Origin of the sequence: Nocardioides sp. Bht2, assembly GCF_047308515.1 — a bacterium.
GTDB lineage: Bacteria > Actinomycetota > Actinomycetes > Propionibacteriales > Nocardioidaceae > Nocardioides.
Genome location: NZ_JBLBWI010000020.1, coordinates 1 through 16,066, shown reverse-complemented (window position 1 = coordinate 16,066; position 16,066 = coordinate 1). Strand labels below are relative to the sequence as shown.

The 16,066-nt window shown below is 67.7% G+C and carries 12 protein-coding genes; 2 read left to right on the top strand and 10 right to left on the bottom strand.

The features are described 5' to 3' along the window. Positions 1–15: 15 nt before the first annotated feature. On the bottom strand, positions 16–1,299 hold the full coding sequence (locus ACLM5J_RS18590; RefSeq protein WP_413658107.1) for an acetyl-CoA C-acetyltransferase: 1,284 nt from the start codon (positions 1,297–1,299) through the stop codon (positions 16–18). 207 nt (positions 1,300–1,506) lie between these two features. Here ACLM5J_RS18590 and ACLM5J_RS18585 point away from each other — a divergent pair, with 207 nt between their 5' ends. Both ACLM5J_RS18585 and ACLM5J_RS18580 read left to right on the top strand, forming a co-directional pair. Continuing rightward, positions 1,507–2,838 (top strand): 3-oxoacyl-ACP reductase, encoded by a 1,332-nt coding sequence (locus tag ACLM5J_RS18585; RefSeq protein WP_413658106.1) that lies wholly within the window; start codon positions 1,507–1,509, stop codon positions 2,836–2,838. Position 2,839: 1 nt separating this feature from the next. Then, entirely contained in the window at positions 2,840–3,718 is an 879-nt protein-coding gene (locus tag ACLM5J_RS18580; protein ID WP_413658207.1) for a MaoC family dehydratase, read from the top strand. A gap of 44 nt (positions 3,719–3,762) precedes the next feature. On the opposite strand, the gene ACLM5J_RS18575 is transcribed toward ACLM5J_RS18580, so the two are convergent. From ACLM5J_RS18575 to ACLM5J_RS18535, 9 genes are all read right to left on the bottom strand, one after another. Then, positions 3,763–4,629: an acyl-CoA thioesterase gene (locus ACLM5J_RS18575; protein WP_413658104.1), complete on the bottom strand. Its 867-nt coding sequence runs from the start codon at positions 4,627–4,629 to the stop codon at positions 3,763–3,765. A 12-nt stretch (positions 4,630–4,641) separates the two neighbouring features. Continuing rightward, the gene (locus tag ACLM5J_RS18570; RefSeq protein ID WP_413658103.1) at positions 4,642–5,550 is read right to left on the bottom strand and encodes a proteasome assembly chaperone family protein; all 909 of its coding nucleotides are present in this window, start codon (positions 5,548–5,550) and stop codon (positions 4,642–4,644) included. Between the two features lie 50 nt (positions 5,551–5,600). Further along, positions 5,601–7,082 (bottom strand): amino acid permease, encoded by a 1,482-nt coding sequence (locus ACLM5J_RS18565; RefSeq protein ID WP_413658101.1) that lies wholly within the window; start codon positions 7,080–7,082, stop codon positions 5,601–5,603. A 21-nt stretch (positions 7,083–7,103) separates the two neighbouring features. Beyond that, positions 7,104–8,207, bottom strand: a complete 1,104-nt coding sequence (locus tag ACLM5J_RS18560; protein ID WP_413658100.1) for a hypothetical protein — start codon at positions 8,205–8,207, stop codon at positions 7,104–7,106. Positions 8,208–8,355: 148 nt separating this feature from the next. Beyond that, positions 8,356–10,260 (bottom strand): 1-deoxy-D-xylulose-5-phosphate synthase, encoded by a 1,905-nt coding sequence (dxs, locus tag ACLM5J_RS18555; RefSeq protein ID WP_413658099.1) that lies wholly within the window; start codon positions 10,258–10,260, stop codon positions 8,356–8,358. Between the two features lie 98 nt (positions 10,261–10,358). Beyond that, positions 10,359–11,282 carry an SMP-30/gluconolactonase/LRE family protein gene (locus ACLM5J_RS18550; protein WP_413658098.1) on the bottom strand — a complete coding sequence of 308 codons (924 nt, stop codon included), beginning with the start codon at positions 11,280–11,282 and terminating at the stop codon, positions 10,359–10,361. Further along, entirely contained in the window at positions 11,279–11,704 is a 426-nt protein-coding gene (locus ACLM5J_RS18545; RefSeq protein ID WP_413658097.1) for an NUDIX domain-containing protein, read from the bottom strand. The genes ACLM5J_RS18550 and ACLM5J_RS18545 overlap by 4 nt, the downstream gene beginning before the upstream one ends. 105 nt (positions 11,705–11,809) lie before the next feature. After that, entirely contained in the window at positions 11,810–14,509 is a 2,700-nt protein-coding gene (gene acnA, locus ACLM5J_RS18540) for an aconitate hydratase AcnA (RefSeq protein ID WP_413658096.1), read from the bottom strand. 250 nt (positions 14,510–14,759) lie between these two features. Continuing rightward, on the bottom strand, positions 14,760–16,066 hold a 1,307-nt coding region (locus tag ACLM5J_RS18535), incomplete at its 5' end, for a fibronectin type III domain-containing protein (RefSeq protein WP_413658095.1).

Here is a 16,066-nt window from a genome sequence, read left to right as displayed (position 1 = left end):
GACTGGGATCGTCGATCAGGGGCGCTCGAGGATCGCCACGACGCCCTGACCGCCGGCCGCGCAGATCGAGATCAGGCCACGCCCCGAACCCTTCTCGGCGAGCAGCTTGGCGAGTACCGGCACGATCCGGCCTCCGGTCGCGGCGAAGGGGTGCGCGGCCGCGAGCGACGAGCCGTTGACGTTGAGCTTGGTCCGGTCGATCTCTCCAAGCGGAGCGTCAAGTCCCAGACGCTCCTTGCAGAAGACCGGGGACTCCCAGGCCTTGAGCGTCGAGAGCACCTGCGAGGCGAACGCCTCGTGGATCTCGTAGAAGTCGAAGTCCTGCAGGGTGAGGCCCTCGCGAGTGAGCATCTGCGCGACGGCGTAGGCCGGGGCCATCAGCAGACCCTCGTCACCACCCACGTAGTCGACGGCAGCGGTCTCGTACGCGGTCAGGTAGGCGAGCACCGGAAGACCCCGCTCAGCAGCCCACTCTTCAGAGGCGAGCAGGACGACGCTGGCGCCATCGCTGAGCGGCGTCGAGTTGCCGGCCGTCATCGTGGCCGCCTCGCCCTTCCCGAAGACCGGCTTCAGCTTGGCCAGCTTCTCGACCGTGGAGTCGGGGCGCAGGTTGTTGTCGCGCTCGACACCGCGGAACGGAGTGATCAGGTCGTCCTGGAACCCGGCCTCATAGGAGGCGGCGAGCTTCTGGTGCGAGGCCGCGGCCAGCTCGTCCTGGGCCTCACGGCTGATCCCCCACTCCAGAGCGGTGAGCGCCTGGTGGTCACCCATCGAGAGACCGGTGCGGGGCTCGGAGTTCTGCGGGATGGCCAGCGAGATGTCGCCGGGGCGGATCTTGGCGAGTGCGGCGAGACGGGCCTTGGTGTCGCGCGCCTGGTTGACCTTGATCAGCTTCTTGCGGAGCTTCTCCCCCACAGCGAGCGGCGCGTCCGAGGTGGTGTCGGAGCCACCGGCGACGGCTACGTCGATCTGTCCCAGGGCGATCTTGTTGGCCACCTGGATGACGGCCTGGAGGCCGGTTCCGCAGGCCTGCTGGATGTCGTAGGCGGGGGTGCGCGGCGAGAGCTTGCTGCCCAGCACGACCTCGCGCGCGAGGTTGAAGTCGCGACTGTGCTTGAGCACTGCGCCGGCGGCGAACTCGCCGAGCTGCTCGCCCTCCAGACCGAAGCGCGTCACCAGGCCGTCGAGCGCGGCGGTCAGCATCTCCTGGTTGGAGGCGTCCGCGTAGACGCTGTTGGAGCGCGCGAACGGGATCCGGTTGCCGCCGATGATGGCGACGCGACGGGTGGTGGTCTGCATGGTGGGCTCCTGGATCAGGTTGAAGCGGATGCTGACGCCTATCCTTGCGGCGTTGTTACCCGTTGGTAAAGATATGAGGCGGAGATCACGATAAGTGGACTCCGAGTTACAACACTAGTTGCATACGGTTGGCGCTAGTCCGCCTACCGTATGAGCACGGCTTCGCGGCCACATCCGTTCTACACCCGGCACAGCAGAGGACAACCGATGACCGACCGTTACCAGGCCTTCACCAAGAACCCGATCGGCAAGTTGCTGGTCAAGAACCTCGGCCTGCCCGACCCGACCGCGCTGGAGCGCTGGAGCGAGGGCTCGGCGCTGGTCAAGGGCACCGTGGCGCTGGGCGGCAAGGGCCGGGTCAGCGACGCCGTCGCCGCCACCCTGGCCGGTTTGGAGATCGCCGTCGACACCGCGCCCACCGCCGAGGGCCGCTACAAGGGCCTGGTCTTCGACGCCACCGGCCTCAACGCGAGCACCGACCTCGTCGCACTCCAGCAGTTCTTCACCCCGCTGCTGCGCAGCCTCGACAGCTGCGCCCGGGTCGTCGTCATCGGCACCCCGCCGGAACAGGTCACCGGCGGCGAGCGCGTCGCGCAACGTGCCCTCGAAGGCTTCACCCGCTCGCTCGGCAAGGAGATCGGCCGCGGCTCGACCGTCCAGCTGGTCTACGTCGCCGAAGGTGCCGAGAACGCCCTCGCCTCCACCCTCGCCTTCCTGCTCTCGCCGAAGTCGGCCTACGTCTCGGGCCAGGTCGTCCGCGTCGGCGCCACCGGAACCCTGGAGGCCCCGAGCGTCGCGTGGCAGCGTCCACTGGCCGGCAAGATCGCCATCGTGACCGGTGCCAGTCGCGGCATCGGCGAGCAGATCGCCCGCGTCCTGCACCGTGACGGCGCCACCATCCTGGGCATCGACGTCCCGCAGGCGGCCAGCGAACTCCAGTCGGTGATGAAGGAGCTCGGCGGCGACTCGCTCACCCTCGACATCACCCACGCCGACGCACCGGCGCGGATCGCGCACCACGTCAAGGAGACGGTCGGTGCCGTCGACGTCGTGGTCCACAATGCCGGCATCACCCGCGACAAGAAGCTTGCCAACATGGCCCAGGACCGTTGGGAGTCGGTGATCTCGGTCAACCTCACCGCCCCGGAGCGGATCACTCGCGCGCTGTTGGACGCCGAGGCGATCAACGCCAACGGTCGGATCATCGGCGTCGCCTCGATCGCCGGTATCGCCGGCAACGTCGGCCAGACCAACTACGCCGCCTCCAAGGCAGGCGTGATCGGGTTCGTCGACTCGCTCGCAGAAGAGCTCACCGACGGGATCACCATCAACGCCGTGGCTCCAGGCTTCATCATCACCCAGATGACCGCGGCCGTCCCGTTCGCCACCCGCGAGGTCGGCCAGCGCCTGAACGCGATGAGCCAGGGCGGTCTGCCGGTCGACGTCGCCGAGACGATCGCCTGGTACGCCAGCCCCGGTTCGACCGCCGTCAACGGCAACGTGGTCCGGGTCTGCGGCCAGATGATGCTGGGTGCCTGAGATGGCGGAGACCCGGGTTCTCCAGGGCGCCGGCGGCGGCCTGGGCACGATGCTGAAGGCCGCGCTCCCGGCGGTTCCTGGCGTCAACCAGTTGCCGGGGGTCCGCAAGCAGGGCGGTCCGCTGCCCGAGCTGACCCTCCGCCGCGAGGGCGTTCGGCTCGACGCCGATCACGTCCGCGCGTACGCCGACGTCTGCGGGTTCGAGCACCGCGACGTCCTTCCGCTCACCTACCTACACATGGTGGCGTTCCCGCTACACATGGCTTTGATGACGGATCAGGCGTTCCCCTTCCCCGCGATCGGCACCGTCCACCTGGAGAACCGGATCGATCGGCTCGCGCAGGTCGGTCCGGACGCCGTAGTCGACGCCGAGGTGCGGGCCACCAACCTGCGGCCGCACGCGAAGGGCCAGGTCTTCGACCTCGAATCCCGGATCACCCAGGACGGCGCGACCGTCTGGTCGTCGGTCTCCAGCTACCTGCGGATCGGCCGCGGCGACGCCGAGAACGGCGAGCGCGGTACCGAGTTCGCGGCGGCCACTCCTGGGGCTGCCAACTGGCGCCTCGGCGCGGACCTGGGTCGGCGCTACGCCGCGGTCTCCGGTGACAGCAACCCGATCCACCTCTACCCGCTGACCGCCAAGGCTTTCGGTTTCCCGCGCCAGATCGCCCACGGGATGTGGACCAAGGCCCGCGCCGTAGCCGCGATCGAGAACCGGCTGCCGGACGCCGTCCGGGTCGCGGTCGGCTTCAAGAAGCCGATCCTCCTCCCCGCCACGGTCCGCTTCGGTTTCCGCGGTGAGGCTCAGGGCATCGACTTCGCGGTCACCTCACCGAGGAACGGCGCTCCGCACGTACTGGGGCACACCCGAGCCCTCTAGCTCCGGGCTCAGGCGTCTCACCCCACCGAGCACCCCACGTCCGCTCAGGACGTGGGGTGTTTGCGGATCAGTCCCTCCTGCGCCACAGTGGCGACAAGCTCGCCTTCCTGGCTGAAGACGCGGGCCAGCACCAGCCCGCGGCCGCCCACGGCCGCCGGCGAGTGCTGGTCGTAGAGCCACCACTCATCGGCGCGGAACGGGCGGTGGAACCAGATCGTGTGGTCCAGCGAGGCGACCTGCATCCCGGGGCTGGCCGTGGTCAGGCCGTAGGGCACCAGAGCCGCGCTGATCAGGGTCATGTCGCTGGCGTAGGTGAACGCCGCCACGTGCTCCAGCGGGTCGTCACCGAGTTCACCCTCGGTCTTGACCCAGACCTGCGCCCGTGAGGGACGCTCACCGTCCTCGGAGACACCGCCGACGGCGGTGTTGCCCAGATACCGCACGTCGAGTGCGGCCCACTCCTCCTCCCAGTCACGCATCGCGTCGGAGACGCCACGGGCGCGGAGGATGTCGGGCAGGCTGAACCCCGCCTCGGGTGCCCCCACCTCCGGCATCGCATCCTGGTGCTCCAGGCCTTCCTCCTCGACCTGGAAGTTGGCCGTCAGCGTGTAGATCGGGCGCCCGTGCTGGCGTCCGGTCACCCGGCGGGTGGCGAACGATCGCCCGTCGCGGAGGTTCTCCACGTCGTAGATGATCGGGACCGCGGTGTCTCCCGGGCGCAGGAAGTACGAGTGCAACGAGTGCACGGTCTTATCCGGAGCGGTGCGGGAGGCCGCGATCAACGCTTGTGCGGCGACCTGTCCCCCGAAGACCCGCTGCAGGGAGGTGGAGGGCTGGCGCCCTCGGAAGAGGTTGACGTCGAGATCCTCGATGTCGAGGAGTTCCTGCAGTTCACGCGTAGACCTGGGCAACCGTGCGCCTCTCTAGTTGTCCGGGCCGCGCTCGTCGAGGCCCGCGAGGAAACGTTGGAACTCGGCACCGAGCTGCTCACCGTCCGGCAGCTCTTCGCCGGGAAGAAGGTTGAGCCCCGAGGCCTCAGCGAACTGGAACCGGTCGTACTGCTCCTCGAGCCCGGTGACCAGGCTCGCGAGCTCCGGGTGGCCGGCGACGTACTCGCGGTAGCGCTCGTCGTCAGCCTCGGCCTCCAACCGGATCGCGTTGGTGTTGAAGACCAGGCCCAACTCGGTGGTGACCTCCCGGGCCAGTGCCAGTGCCCCGTCGTTGAAGTCGAACTGTGCCCGGTAGTGCGGAACGTGCAGCACAAAACCCTGGAGCGGGAGGTCCCGCTCCCCCAGCCGGATCGCCAACAGTGCCTGGACCGAGGCAGGAACGCGCAGGCTCCCCGACCAGTGCGAGACGTCGGAACGCCGGTCCGGCATGTTGGCGTGACGGGTGACCATCAGCGGACGGGTGTGCGGCGCTGCCATCGGCACCGAATCCAGGGTGAGGACGAGCCGAACGCCCAAGCGGGTGACGACTTCCGCGACACCCTCGGCGAACGCCTCCCAACGCATGTCCGGCTCGGGACCGGTCATCATCAGGTACGGCACGTCGTTGGCGTCAAGCATCTGTCGCACGACGATTCGAGGGGCGTCGTAGTCGTGGTAGTGGTTCTCGGTGAAGGTGACCCCAGGACGCCGTGCCCGGTAGTCGTGGAACGCGTCGATGTCGAACGAAGCGACGATCGGACGTGGCGCCTCGTCGGCCAGGTGCGTGGTCAGCAGCGAGGCCGAACGGCCCGCGTCGAGGAAGCCGTCCAGACAGACGATGAGCACCTGGCCCTCCCCGTCCTCGGACGCCGGGAAGTCGTCAACGATGTGTACGTACTTCAACTCGAATCACCCTCCTCGTCACGCGGTCCTGCCCTGCGCCGCGATAACCCTCAACGCGTGGCGTTTGTTCCCGCCAAGCGACTGTGACGAAGGCTATAGGCAAAGTAGACGACGATCCCGAGCGCCATCCAGATCAGGAACCTCAGCCAGGTTCCCGCGGTGAGGTTCAGCATCAGATAGAAGCAGAGGAGGACCGATGCTGTTGCCACGAGACCGACTGCCGGCGTACGGAAGACACGCGGTAGGTCCGGGCGGGTGCGGCGCAGTACGACGACGCCGATACTGACCAGCACGAAGGCGAAGAGAGTACCGATCGAGACCAGGTGGCCCAGGGTCTCGAAGCCGACGAAGCCAGACATGGCGGCGACCAGGATGCCGGCACCGATGGTCGCCACGTGCGGCGTCCGGTAGGTCGGGTGGACCTTCGCCAACGGCGCCGGGAGGAGGCCGTCACGTGCCATCGCGAACGCGACCCGGGTCTGGCCCATCAGCAGGATCAGGACCACGACAGTCAGGCCGATACAGGCGCCGAGGGAGATCAGGTCGCCCATCCAGGGCAGCCCGACGGACTCGAAGGCCGTCGCCAACGGTGCCGGGTCCGCCGGATCGATGTCGCGGTAGTTCTGCATGCCGGTGACCACCAGGCTGACCGCGATGTAGAGGCCGGTGACGATGGCCAGTGAACCGAGGATGCCGATCGGCACGTTGCGTTGCGGGTTGTAGGTCTCCTCCGCGGTGGTGGCGACGATGTCGAAGCCGAGGAAGGCGAAGAAGACGACGGCGGCGCCCGCAACGATTCCGCCGAGACCGAAGACGGCGGGCTCCATCCCGAAGAGCGAGGTGATCAGCGGTTGGTCCCAGAAGCCCGCATCGTTTCCGGTCGCCGGTTCGGCGTCAGGGATGAAGGGCGAGTAGTTGCCGAAGTCGATGTACTTGATGCCGGCGATGATCACCAATGCGACGACCAGCAGCTTGATCGCCACGACGATCTGGTTGATCCGGCTGGACAGCTTGATGCCCAGGACCAACACCCAGGTGACCAGGAGCGCGATCAGGACAGCCGGGAGATTCACCCACCCCTGCTCGGCGGAGCCGAGTTGCGCGGGGATCTCCAGGGCGGTGCCTTCGAGCAGGTTCTGCAGATAGCCGGAGAAGCCGACGCTGAGCGCCGAGGCACCCACCGTGAACTCCAGGACCAGGTCCCAGCCGATGATCCAGGCGATCAGCTCGCCCAGCGTCGCGTAGCTGAAGGTATAGGCGCTACCGGCGACGGGGACGGTCGAGGCGAACTCGGCGTAGCAGAGCGCGGCCAAGGCGCAGGCCGCTCCGGCGACCAGGAACGAGAGCGCGATCGCCGGCCCGGCGTTCTTCGCCGCGACCTGGCCGGTGTAGACGAAGATTCCGGCGCCGATGATCACACCGACACCGAAGATGATCAGGTCCCACGGACCGAGGTTGCGTCGTAGCTGGTGCTCCGGGTCCTCGGTGTCGGCCAACGACTGTTCGACCGACTTGGTGCGTAGGAAATCCATAGCACCCGAATATAGCGGAAGCTACCCGAAGACCGAGGTAATCCTGTCCCCCGTGGCGCGCGCAAGATCCGCCTCACCGACGCCGAGCACGTCGCGCAGTACCTCGTCCTGGTCGGCGCTGGCGGTGCCGTTGCCGGCCCGCATCACGTTGAAGAGCTTCCACAGGGTCGACTCCCCGTAGGTGTCGGCAATGTAGTCACAGGCGAACCAGGCGATCCCGTAGTTGGCCGACGAGTCGTCACCGTTGAACTCCTGGTCCGACGGCAACTCGGTGATCCCCCGCTGCGCCGCGTTGACGGCGTCGCGCGAGATCAACCTGTCCTGCGGGGCGATCGGCCGCGCGGCCAGGTACTCGGCGATCCCTTCGGACAGCCAGGTCGGGATCCGGTCGTCGAGGCGGCCGAGGCCGACATGGACCAGCTCGTGGCGGATCAACCGCCGCCGGGCGTCGTCGCGGCGTCCGACCATTCGGGGATGGAGCAGGAACCTGGTACTGGCATAGGTCTGTGACCCGGGACTGATCGGCACCGGGAAGGCGACGCCGTCAAGACGATCCGGGACCCCGCCGGGCAGGTCGGCCAGGCTGGAGAGGAACTCGGTGGTGGAGAGTCCGTAGACGACGACGCCGGAGTCCCACTCGACCGGCAGCTCGGGCCGGATCGCAGCGAGCGCGTCGGCGACGTCGTCGACGATCTGCCAGCCGTGGGCAGCGCTCGGCTTGTCGAAGATGCCGAGTACCTGGTCCGAGTTGATGACCTCGACCCGTTCAGTCTCCCACGGCTGCCTGGTCACGCCGTGGTCTGCCTCCCAAGCCGCATCGTGGGTGCTGGTCAGTAGCAGCGTGCCGTCGTCGGCACGTTCGAAGACGAAACGCGCCGGAGCGCGGACCGGGCGGTCGTCGAATCCGTCGAGCTGGGTCACCACCGTGAGCTCGGCCTGGACCCGGTAGCTGCCGTCGTCGGCCTGCTGTTCCTGAACGCTGGCGGTGTCGAGCCGATAGCCGAACCTGGCGAGCGGCAGGTCCTGCAGGTTGTCGAAATAGTCACGCTCCGAGCCGCGCAACGCTGGGTCGGCTGCGAGCCCGGCCAGGAACGTGGACTCGTTACCGGTCTTGATCGCGCGCACGCGCGCATGCAGTGCCTTGCTGACCTCGGTCGTCAAGGCGGTCGATTGACTACTGGTCTCTCCCGGGACCGGTTCGTCTCCCAGACCACAACCTGCTCCGACCGTAAGGATCAGAACCAGACTGGCGGCTGCTCCCTCCCAGCGCCGCCTAACGCCCTCGTTCCGCATCGACCAACGCCTGAGGTTCGGTGGTCGCCCGGAGGTCGGCCAGGATCTCCTCGGTGAGGTGGCCGGCGCCCAACCCGATCCGCTCCAGGATCACGCCACGCTTGGCGTGGTCGAGGAACTCCTGCGGGATACCCCGCAGGTGAAGAGGGGTATGGACTCCGGCGCTGTTCATAGTCTGCAGCAGGACCGCTCCACAGCCACCGACGACTCCGTTGTCCTCGATACTCCAGACCCGCTTGTGACGACGGGCGAGCTCGATCACCGCCGGGTTGACCGGCTTGACCCAGCGAGGGTCGACGACGGTCACGCCGACTCCCTGCTCGCGCAGTGCGGCAGCGACCTCGACGGCGGTGCTCGCCATCGCGCCGACGGCGACGATCAGTACGTCCTCGGCACCCTCACGGACCAGGATGTCCACGCCGTTGACGGCGTCGACCGCGACGATCTCTTCGGGCGGCGGCCCCTTCGGGAACCGGACCACCGTCGCTGCGTCGTCGACCTGGACGGCCTCGTCCAACAGCTCCTTGAGCCGGGGCACATCGCGGGGCGCGGCGAGCCGCAGACCGGGGACCACCTGCAGCAGGGACATGTCCCACATGCCGTTGTGGGAGGCGCCGTCGTCGCCGGTGATGCCCGAGCGGTCGAGCACGAAGGTGACGCCACACTTGTGCAGTGCCACGTCCATCAACACCTGGTCGAAGGCACGGTTCAGGAACGTCGCGTAGACGGCGAAGACCGGGTGCATGCCACCCATCGCCAGGCCGGCGGCCGACGTCACCGCATGCTGCTCGGCGATACCGACGTCGAAGGTGCGATCGGGGAACTCCGCGGCGAACGCGTCGAGGCCCACCGGGTGCATCATCGCGGCGGTGATCGCCACGACATCGGTACGGCGGGAGCCTAGCTCCACCATCGTCTCCGAGAAGTGGTCGGTCCAGATCTTGCCCTTCGGCTTCTCGGCGCCGGTCTGGACGTCGAACGGGCCGGGTGCGTGGAACTGGTCGGCCTCGTGGCGCAGCGCGGGGTCATAGCCCTGGCCCTTGCGCGTGATCGCGTGCACGATCACCGGACCACCGAACCGCTTGGCCTGGGTGAGTGCCTGCTCCATCGCGGCGCGGTCGTGGCCGTCGACCGGGCCGACGTACTTGAGCCCGAGATCCTCGAAGAGGCCCTGCGGGGCAAGCGCGTCCTTCATCCCCTTCTTGACCGCGTGGAGGGCTTCGTAGGCAGCGGGGCCGACACCGGGGACCGCGTTGAGGCGGCGCTTGACCTGTTCCAGCATCACCTCGTAGCGGGGGTTGGTGCGCAGGGAGGTCAGCGCGGTGGCCAGACCACCGATGGTCGGCGTGTAGGAACGCTCGTTGTCGTTGACGACGATCACCAGGCGGCTGGACTTGGCGATGGCGATGTTGTTCAACGCCTCCCAGGCCATGCCACCGGTCAACGCGCCGTCACCGATCACCGCGACGACGTGGCGGTCCTGCTCCTGGATCGCGTAGGCCTTGGCCAGACCGTCCGCGTAGGAGAGGGCTGTGGAGGCGTGCGAGTTCTCCACGATGTCGTGCTCCGACTCCTGCTGGCTCGGGTAGCCGGAGAGGCCGCCCTCGCGCCGCAAGGTTCCGAACTGATCGGCGCGGCCGGTCAGCAGCTTGTGCACGTAGGTCTGGTGGCCGGTGTCGAAGACGACCCGATCGTTCGGCGATTCGAAGACCCGATGGATCGCCATGGTCAGCTCGACGACTCCGAGGTTGGGGCCCAGATGTCCGGAGTTGGTCGCCACCGTTCGGATCATCACGTCGCGGATCTCGGCCGCCAGCTCGTCGAGCTGCTCCGAGCTGAGATCACGCAGGTCACGCGGGGCCGTGATCGACTGCAGGTAGCCCATGCAGCGAGTCCTCCAGGTCTGGTTCACGACCGCTCTTGCGGCCACCTGTCGAGTCTAGATGATCAGCAACAGCTGTGGGTCATAGGCAACAGCAGGGCTCAGAGGTCATGCACGGCGATGGCGGGTTCGTGGAGGCTGCCGAGCCAGACCCGGCCCTGGTGTTCACGTACCCCGGTCACCATGTGGAAGTCAGGGCTGGCCAGGTCGAGGTCGTGGACCAACACGCCAGCGTCGTCGAACGCCTGGACCCGGATGGTGCGCTTGGGAGCGGGCTGCACGGCATCCGGCAGCTTGGTGACCGCACGCCGCAGCGGCAGCGGTGCGCGTTGCAGGCGTTCGACCAACGGGTCCCGCGGCGAGGCCAGACTCACCCAGACCAGTCCGTCGCTGCCGGTGGAGATGTTGTCCGGGTATCCCGGCAGGTCGGTCGCCAGCAGATAGCGACTGCCGGCGTCAGGGCCGGACAACCAGTACCGAACCACCGTGCGGGCGCCGGTCTCCGCGACAGCGACGTAGCTCTCGTCGGCCGCCAGGGCGACGCCGTTGGCGAACGCCAGACCGTCGAGGACCACGGTCACCGATCCGTCCGGGTCGCGCCGCAGCAAGCGCCCGGTCCGGGTGTTCTGGACGAAGTCGTCCTTCCACCGGTCGATCGGGTACTTGGTCGAGGAGTCGCTGAACCAGATCGTGCCGTCGGCCGCGATCGCGGCGTTGTTGCAGAAGACCATCCGCTGACCGTCGACGGCGTCGAGCAGCGGCTCGATCGCACCGTCTTCAGGGTTGACCCGGAGCAGGCCGCGCCGCGCGTCGCAGACCAGCAGGGCTCCGTCGGCGAAGAGCTCCAATCCGAGCGGACGCCCGCCGGTCTCCGCGATCCGGTCGATCCGGGTGCCATCCGCGCTCAGCCGGAAGATGGCACCGTCCTCGGTCCCCGTGTAGACGGCGCCGGCGGCGGGGCCATCCGGCACGACGACGACATCCTCGGCCCCGAAGCCGGGAACGGGGTGAACGGTGAGACTCATCGATCCTCCAGGAAGGTCCAGAAGCGGCTCAGGAAGTAGCGCGACGATGGCGTCAGCGCGAGGTCGGGGATCAGGGCGGGGTCGCAGAAGACCAGTTGGCGCCCTTCGGTACAACGGATGTCGGCATCGACCAGGTCGACGTCGGCGAAGTAGAACGCGTGGTCGATGGGGCCGCAGTAAGGACAGTCGTGGAGCTCGGTGAGCCATGGTTCCAGGTCGCCGTCGCGGAAGACGACGCCGGTCTCCTCCCAGGCTTCGCGGTAGACGGCGTCCTCGAAGGTCTCCCCCGCTTCGACCTGGCCGCCCGGTGTGCACCACTGGTTGGCATGGGTCGGCGCATCGTCGTCACGTTCCTGCAACAGCACCCAGCCGCGCTCGTCGACGAGCAAGAAGCAGGAGACGCGTGGCACCGACCCAGTCACGTGGCGAGCGTAGCGATCAGACGCCGCTCTGTCGCGGCCCACGCTGAAATGCCGAACGGCCCGCCACCATCGGTGACGGGCCGCTCAGATCGAGCGGTGCGGCAATCAGCCCTTGAGCAGGTTGCGGAGCACGTACTGCATGATGCCGCCGTTGCGGTAGTAGTTCGCCTCACCGGGGGTGTCGATGCGAACCACAGCGTCGAAGGCGACGACGGAGCCGTCGGCCTTGGTCGCGGTGACCTTGACGGTCTTCGGGGTGCGGCCCTCGTTCAGCTCGGTGATCCCGGCGAACGAGAACACCTCCTCGCCGGTCAGGCCCAGGCTGTCGGCGTTCTCGCCGGCCGGGAACTGGAGCGGGATGACACCCATACCGATCAGGTTCGAACGGTGGATGCGCTCGTAGGACTCAGCGATCGCGGCCTTCACGCCGAGCAGCGAGGTGCCCTTGGCGGCCCAGTCGCGCGACGAGCCGGAGCCATACTCCTTGCCGGCCAGGACGACCAGCGGGATGCCGGCGGCCTGGTAGTTGACCGAGGCGTCGTAGACGGTCGAGACCGGGGCTTCCGCAGCGTTCTCGGTCAGCGTGAAGTCACGGGTGAAGCCACCCTCTGTGCCGGGAGCGATCTGGTTGCGCAGGCGGATGTTCGCGAACGTGCCGCGGATCATGACTTCGTGGTTGCCACGGCGCGAACCGTAGGAGTTGAAGTCGCGCTGCTCGACACCGTTCTCGGCGAGGTACTTGCCAGCCGGCGAGTCCTTCTTGATCGCACCAGCCGGGCTGATGTGGTCGGTGGTGACCGAGTCGCCGAGCTTCAGCAGGACCCGAGCGCCCTCGATGTCGGTGACCGGGTTGGGAACGTCGGGCATGCCCTCGAAGTAGGGAGCCTTGCGGACGTAGGTCGAGTTCTCGTCCCACGCGAAGGTGTTGCCCTCCGGGGTGGGCAGCGAACGCCAACGGTCGTCACCGGCGAAGACGTCGGCGTAGGACTCGTCGAACATCTTGGTGTCGATCGCACCGCGGATGGTCTCCTCGACCTCGGCCGGCGACGGCCAGATGTCCTTGAGGAAGACGTCGTTGCCGTCGGCGTCGGTGCCCAGTGCGTCGTTGAACAGGTCGACGTTCATGTTGCCGGCGATCGCGTAGGCGACCACGAGCGGCGGGGACGCCAGGTAGTTCATCTTGATGTCGGGGTTGATCCGACCCTCGAAGTTGCGGTTACCCGACAGCACCGAGACGACAGCCATGTCGTGCTCGTTCACCGCGGCGGAGACCTCGGGGATGATCGGGCCCGAGTTACCGATGCAGGTGACGCAGCCGTAGCCGACCAGGTTGAAGCCCAGGTCGTTCAGGAAGGGGGTCAGGCCGGCCTTGTCGTAGTAGTCAGAGACGACCTTGGAGCCGGGCGCCAGCGTGGTCTTGACCCACGGCTTGGCCTTGAGGCCCTTCTCGACGGCCTTCTTCGCCAGCAGCGCCGCGCCGATCATCACGCTCGGGTTGGAGGTGTTGGTGCAGGAGGTGATCGACGCGATGGTGACAGCGCCGTTCTCCAGCTGGAAGGTCTCGCCATCGACGGTGACCTCGGCCTTGAGGTCGGGGGTCGAGGTGTAGGTCTTCACGTCCTCGGCGAAGTTGCCGGCGGCCGACGACAGCTCGATGCGGTCCTGCGGACGCTTCGGGCCGGCGATGGAGGGAACCACGGTGGCGAGGTCGAGCTCGAGCTTCTCGCTGTAGCGGGGCTCAGCCGACGGGTCGTGCCACAGGCCCTGCTCCTTGGCGTAGCTCTCGACCAGCGCGAGCTGCTCTTCGCTACGGCCGGTGAGGCGCAGGTAGTTGACGGTCTCCTCGTCGATCGGGAAGACCGCGATGGTCGAACCGAACTCGGGGCTCATGTTGCCGATGGTGGCGCGGTTGGCGAGCGGCAGAGCCGAGACGCCGGGGCCGTAGAACTCGACGAACTTGCCGACCACACCGTGCTTGCGAAGCATCTCGGTGATGGTGAGCACCAGGTCGGTGGCGGTGGAGCCCTCGGGCAGGTCGCCGTTGAGCTTGAAGCCCACAACCCGCGGGATCAGCATGGAGACCGGCTGGCCGAGCATGGCCGCCTCGGCCTCGATGCCGCCGACGCCCCAGCCGACGACGCCGATGCCGTTGACCATGGTGGTGTGCGAGTCGGTACCGACGCAGGTGTCGGGGTACGCCTGCAGGACGCCGTCGACCTCACGGGTGAAGATGGTGCGAGCCAGGTGCTCGATGTTCACCTGGTGCACGATGCCGGTGCCGGGCGGGACGACCTTGAAGTCGTCGAAGGCGCCCTGGCCCCAGCGCAGGAACTGGTAGCGCTCGCGGTTGCGCTCGTACTCGATCTCCACGTTGCGCTCGAAAGCGTCCGGGGTACCGAAGACGTCGGCGATCACGGAGTGGTCGATGACCATCTCGGCGGGCGCGAGCGGGTTGATCTTGGACGGGTCGCCGCCGAGGTCGGCCATCGCTTCACGCATCGTGGCGAGGTCGACGACACAGGGGACGCCGGTGAAGTCCTGCATGATCACGCGCGCCGGCGTGAACTGGATCTCCTTGTTGGGCTCTGCGTCGGCCTCCCAGGCGCCCAACGCGCGGATGTCGTCCGCGGTGATGTTGGCGCCGTCCTCGGTACGCAGGAGGTTCTCGAGCAGAACCTTCAGCGAGAACGGGAGCGACTCGACGTCCACGCCCTCACCGGTGACCTGGTTGAGCCGGAAGATCTCGTACGACTTGCCGTTGACCTCCAGCGCCCCCTTGGCGCCGAAGCTGTCCTGACTGGCCATCAGCCATCTCCTTGTGAAAGTTCGTGGTTTCGCTCGGACCCAGTCTGCCGCTGCCACCAGCGGCTCGTGAAGCAAGGTTTGCCTAACTTCAGCCTGGATTGTCCGTTCGATATCTCTCGACATCAAGATACATGAGATCGAGTGACAACCGGTAACAGCGGGGCCGAGATCGGACACCGCTGTCCCGGTCGTCGGAGCCTCGTGTCCGACCGCCCCTGAGCGTGGGCCGGACACGAGGTGATCGAGACGCTCAGCGCCGGATCAGCAGCGCGATCCGTCGGTTGTCGACACGCTGATGCGGGGTGCCGCCGATCTGCACCGGCCGCAGGGGCCCGTAGCCGACCGCACGGACCTTCACCTTCTCCTGCTTCTTCTTCAGCACCGCGCAGGCGGCGCGGGCACGTTGCGCAGAGAGCACCCGCTCGCGCCGAAGGCTCCCGGCGTAGTCGGCGTAACCCTCGCAGGTCAGCGCCCGGACGTTCTTCAGGCTGCGCGCGACGACCAGCAACTGGCGTCGCCCCGACGGGGTCAGCTTCGCCGAGTCGAACCGGAAGAGTCCCGTCAACTGGACGCCCTGGCCTGCTCCCAACTGGTTCCCACGCACTGAACTCACAGGCACAGCCAAGGTTCCGTTGAAGGTGCGATACGTCGCCCTGGTCGAGCGCATCCGGCCGGTGGCACGCTTGGGGTCGCCCGGCACCGGCGCCAACTTCTGGCGCTGCTTGCTGGAGAGCGGGTCGCGGAACCAATGGACGACCGGAGCAGCAGGACGCACTGCGGCCGAAGGCGCCGATTCGAAGGAGTCGCCGTGGACATTGGTTGCGCGGACGACGAACCGGTAGGCGGTGCCGTTGCTCAGCCCGGTGATGGCACACGGACTGGCAGCGCAGACCGTCGAGATGCCTCCGGGACGAGTGGTGACCGTGAAGGAGGTGATCGGTGCCCCACCGTTGTCGAGCGGGGGCACGAACGAGACCGTCGCCCGACGGTCACCCGCCACGGCGACCACAGCAGACGGTGCGTCAGGTACCCGAGCCGGCGTGACGGACGCCGAGCGCGCCGATGGGTCCGAGTCCCCCTCCGCGTTGGTGGCGACCACGGTGAACGTGTACGCGGTGCCGTTGCTCAGGCCGGTGACGGTGCAGGGGCTTGCGTCACAGGTCTTGGTGGCCGTACCAGGGTCAGCCGCCACCGTGTACGAGGTGATCGCCGAGCCGCCATCGCTGACCGGTGCGGTGAACGACACCGTCGCTTGACCGTTCCCGGCTGTCGCGGTGACACCGGTCGGTGCACCCGGCTTCGTGATCGGGGTGACCGCTGCCGACGGGTCGGAGACGACCGAGTCGCCGGCTTCGTTGGTGGCGACCACGGTGAACGTATAGGCGGTGCCGTTGCTCAGGCCGGTGACGGTGCAGGGGCTTGCGTCACAGGTCCTGGTTGCCGTACCAGGGTCAGCCGCCACCGTGTACGAGGTGATCGCCGAACCGCCATCGCTGACCGGCGCGGTGAACGACACCGTCGCTTGACCGTTCCCGGCTGTCGCGGTGACACCGGTCG

Bases quoted from the DNA above. Each gene is read 5' to 3' on its own strand.
- ACLM5J_RS18590 (WP_413658107.1), bottom strand. From the start codon at position 1,299: ATGCAGACCACCACCCGTCGCGTCGCCATCATCGGCGGCAACCGGATC.
- ACLM5J_RS18585 (WP_413658106.1), top strand. From the start codon at position 1,507: ATGACCGACCGTTACCAGGCCTTCACCAAGAACCCGATCGGCAAGTTG.
- ACLM5J_RS18580 (WP_413658207.1), top strand. From the start codon at position 2,840: ATGGCGGAGACCCGGGTTCTCCAGGGCGCCGGCGGCGGCCTGGGCACG.
- ACLM5J_RS18565 (WP_413658101.1), bottom strand. From the start codon at position 7,082: ATGGATTTCCTACGCACCAAGTCGGTCGAACAGTCGTTGGCCGACACC.
- dxs (WP_413658099.1), bottom strand. From the start codon at position 10,260: ATGGGCTACCTGCAGTCGATCACGGCCCCGCGTGACCTGCGTGATCTC.
- ACLM5J_RS18550 (WP_413658098.1), bottom strand. From the start codon at position 11,282: ATGAGTCTCACCGTTCACCCCGTTCCCGGCTTCGGGGCCGAGGATGTC.
- acnA (WP_413658096.1), bottom strand. From the start codon at position 14,509: ATGGCCAGTCAGGACAGCTTCGGCGCCAAGGGGGCGCTGGAGGTCAAC.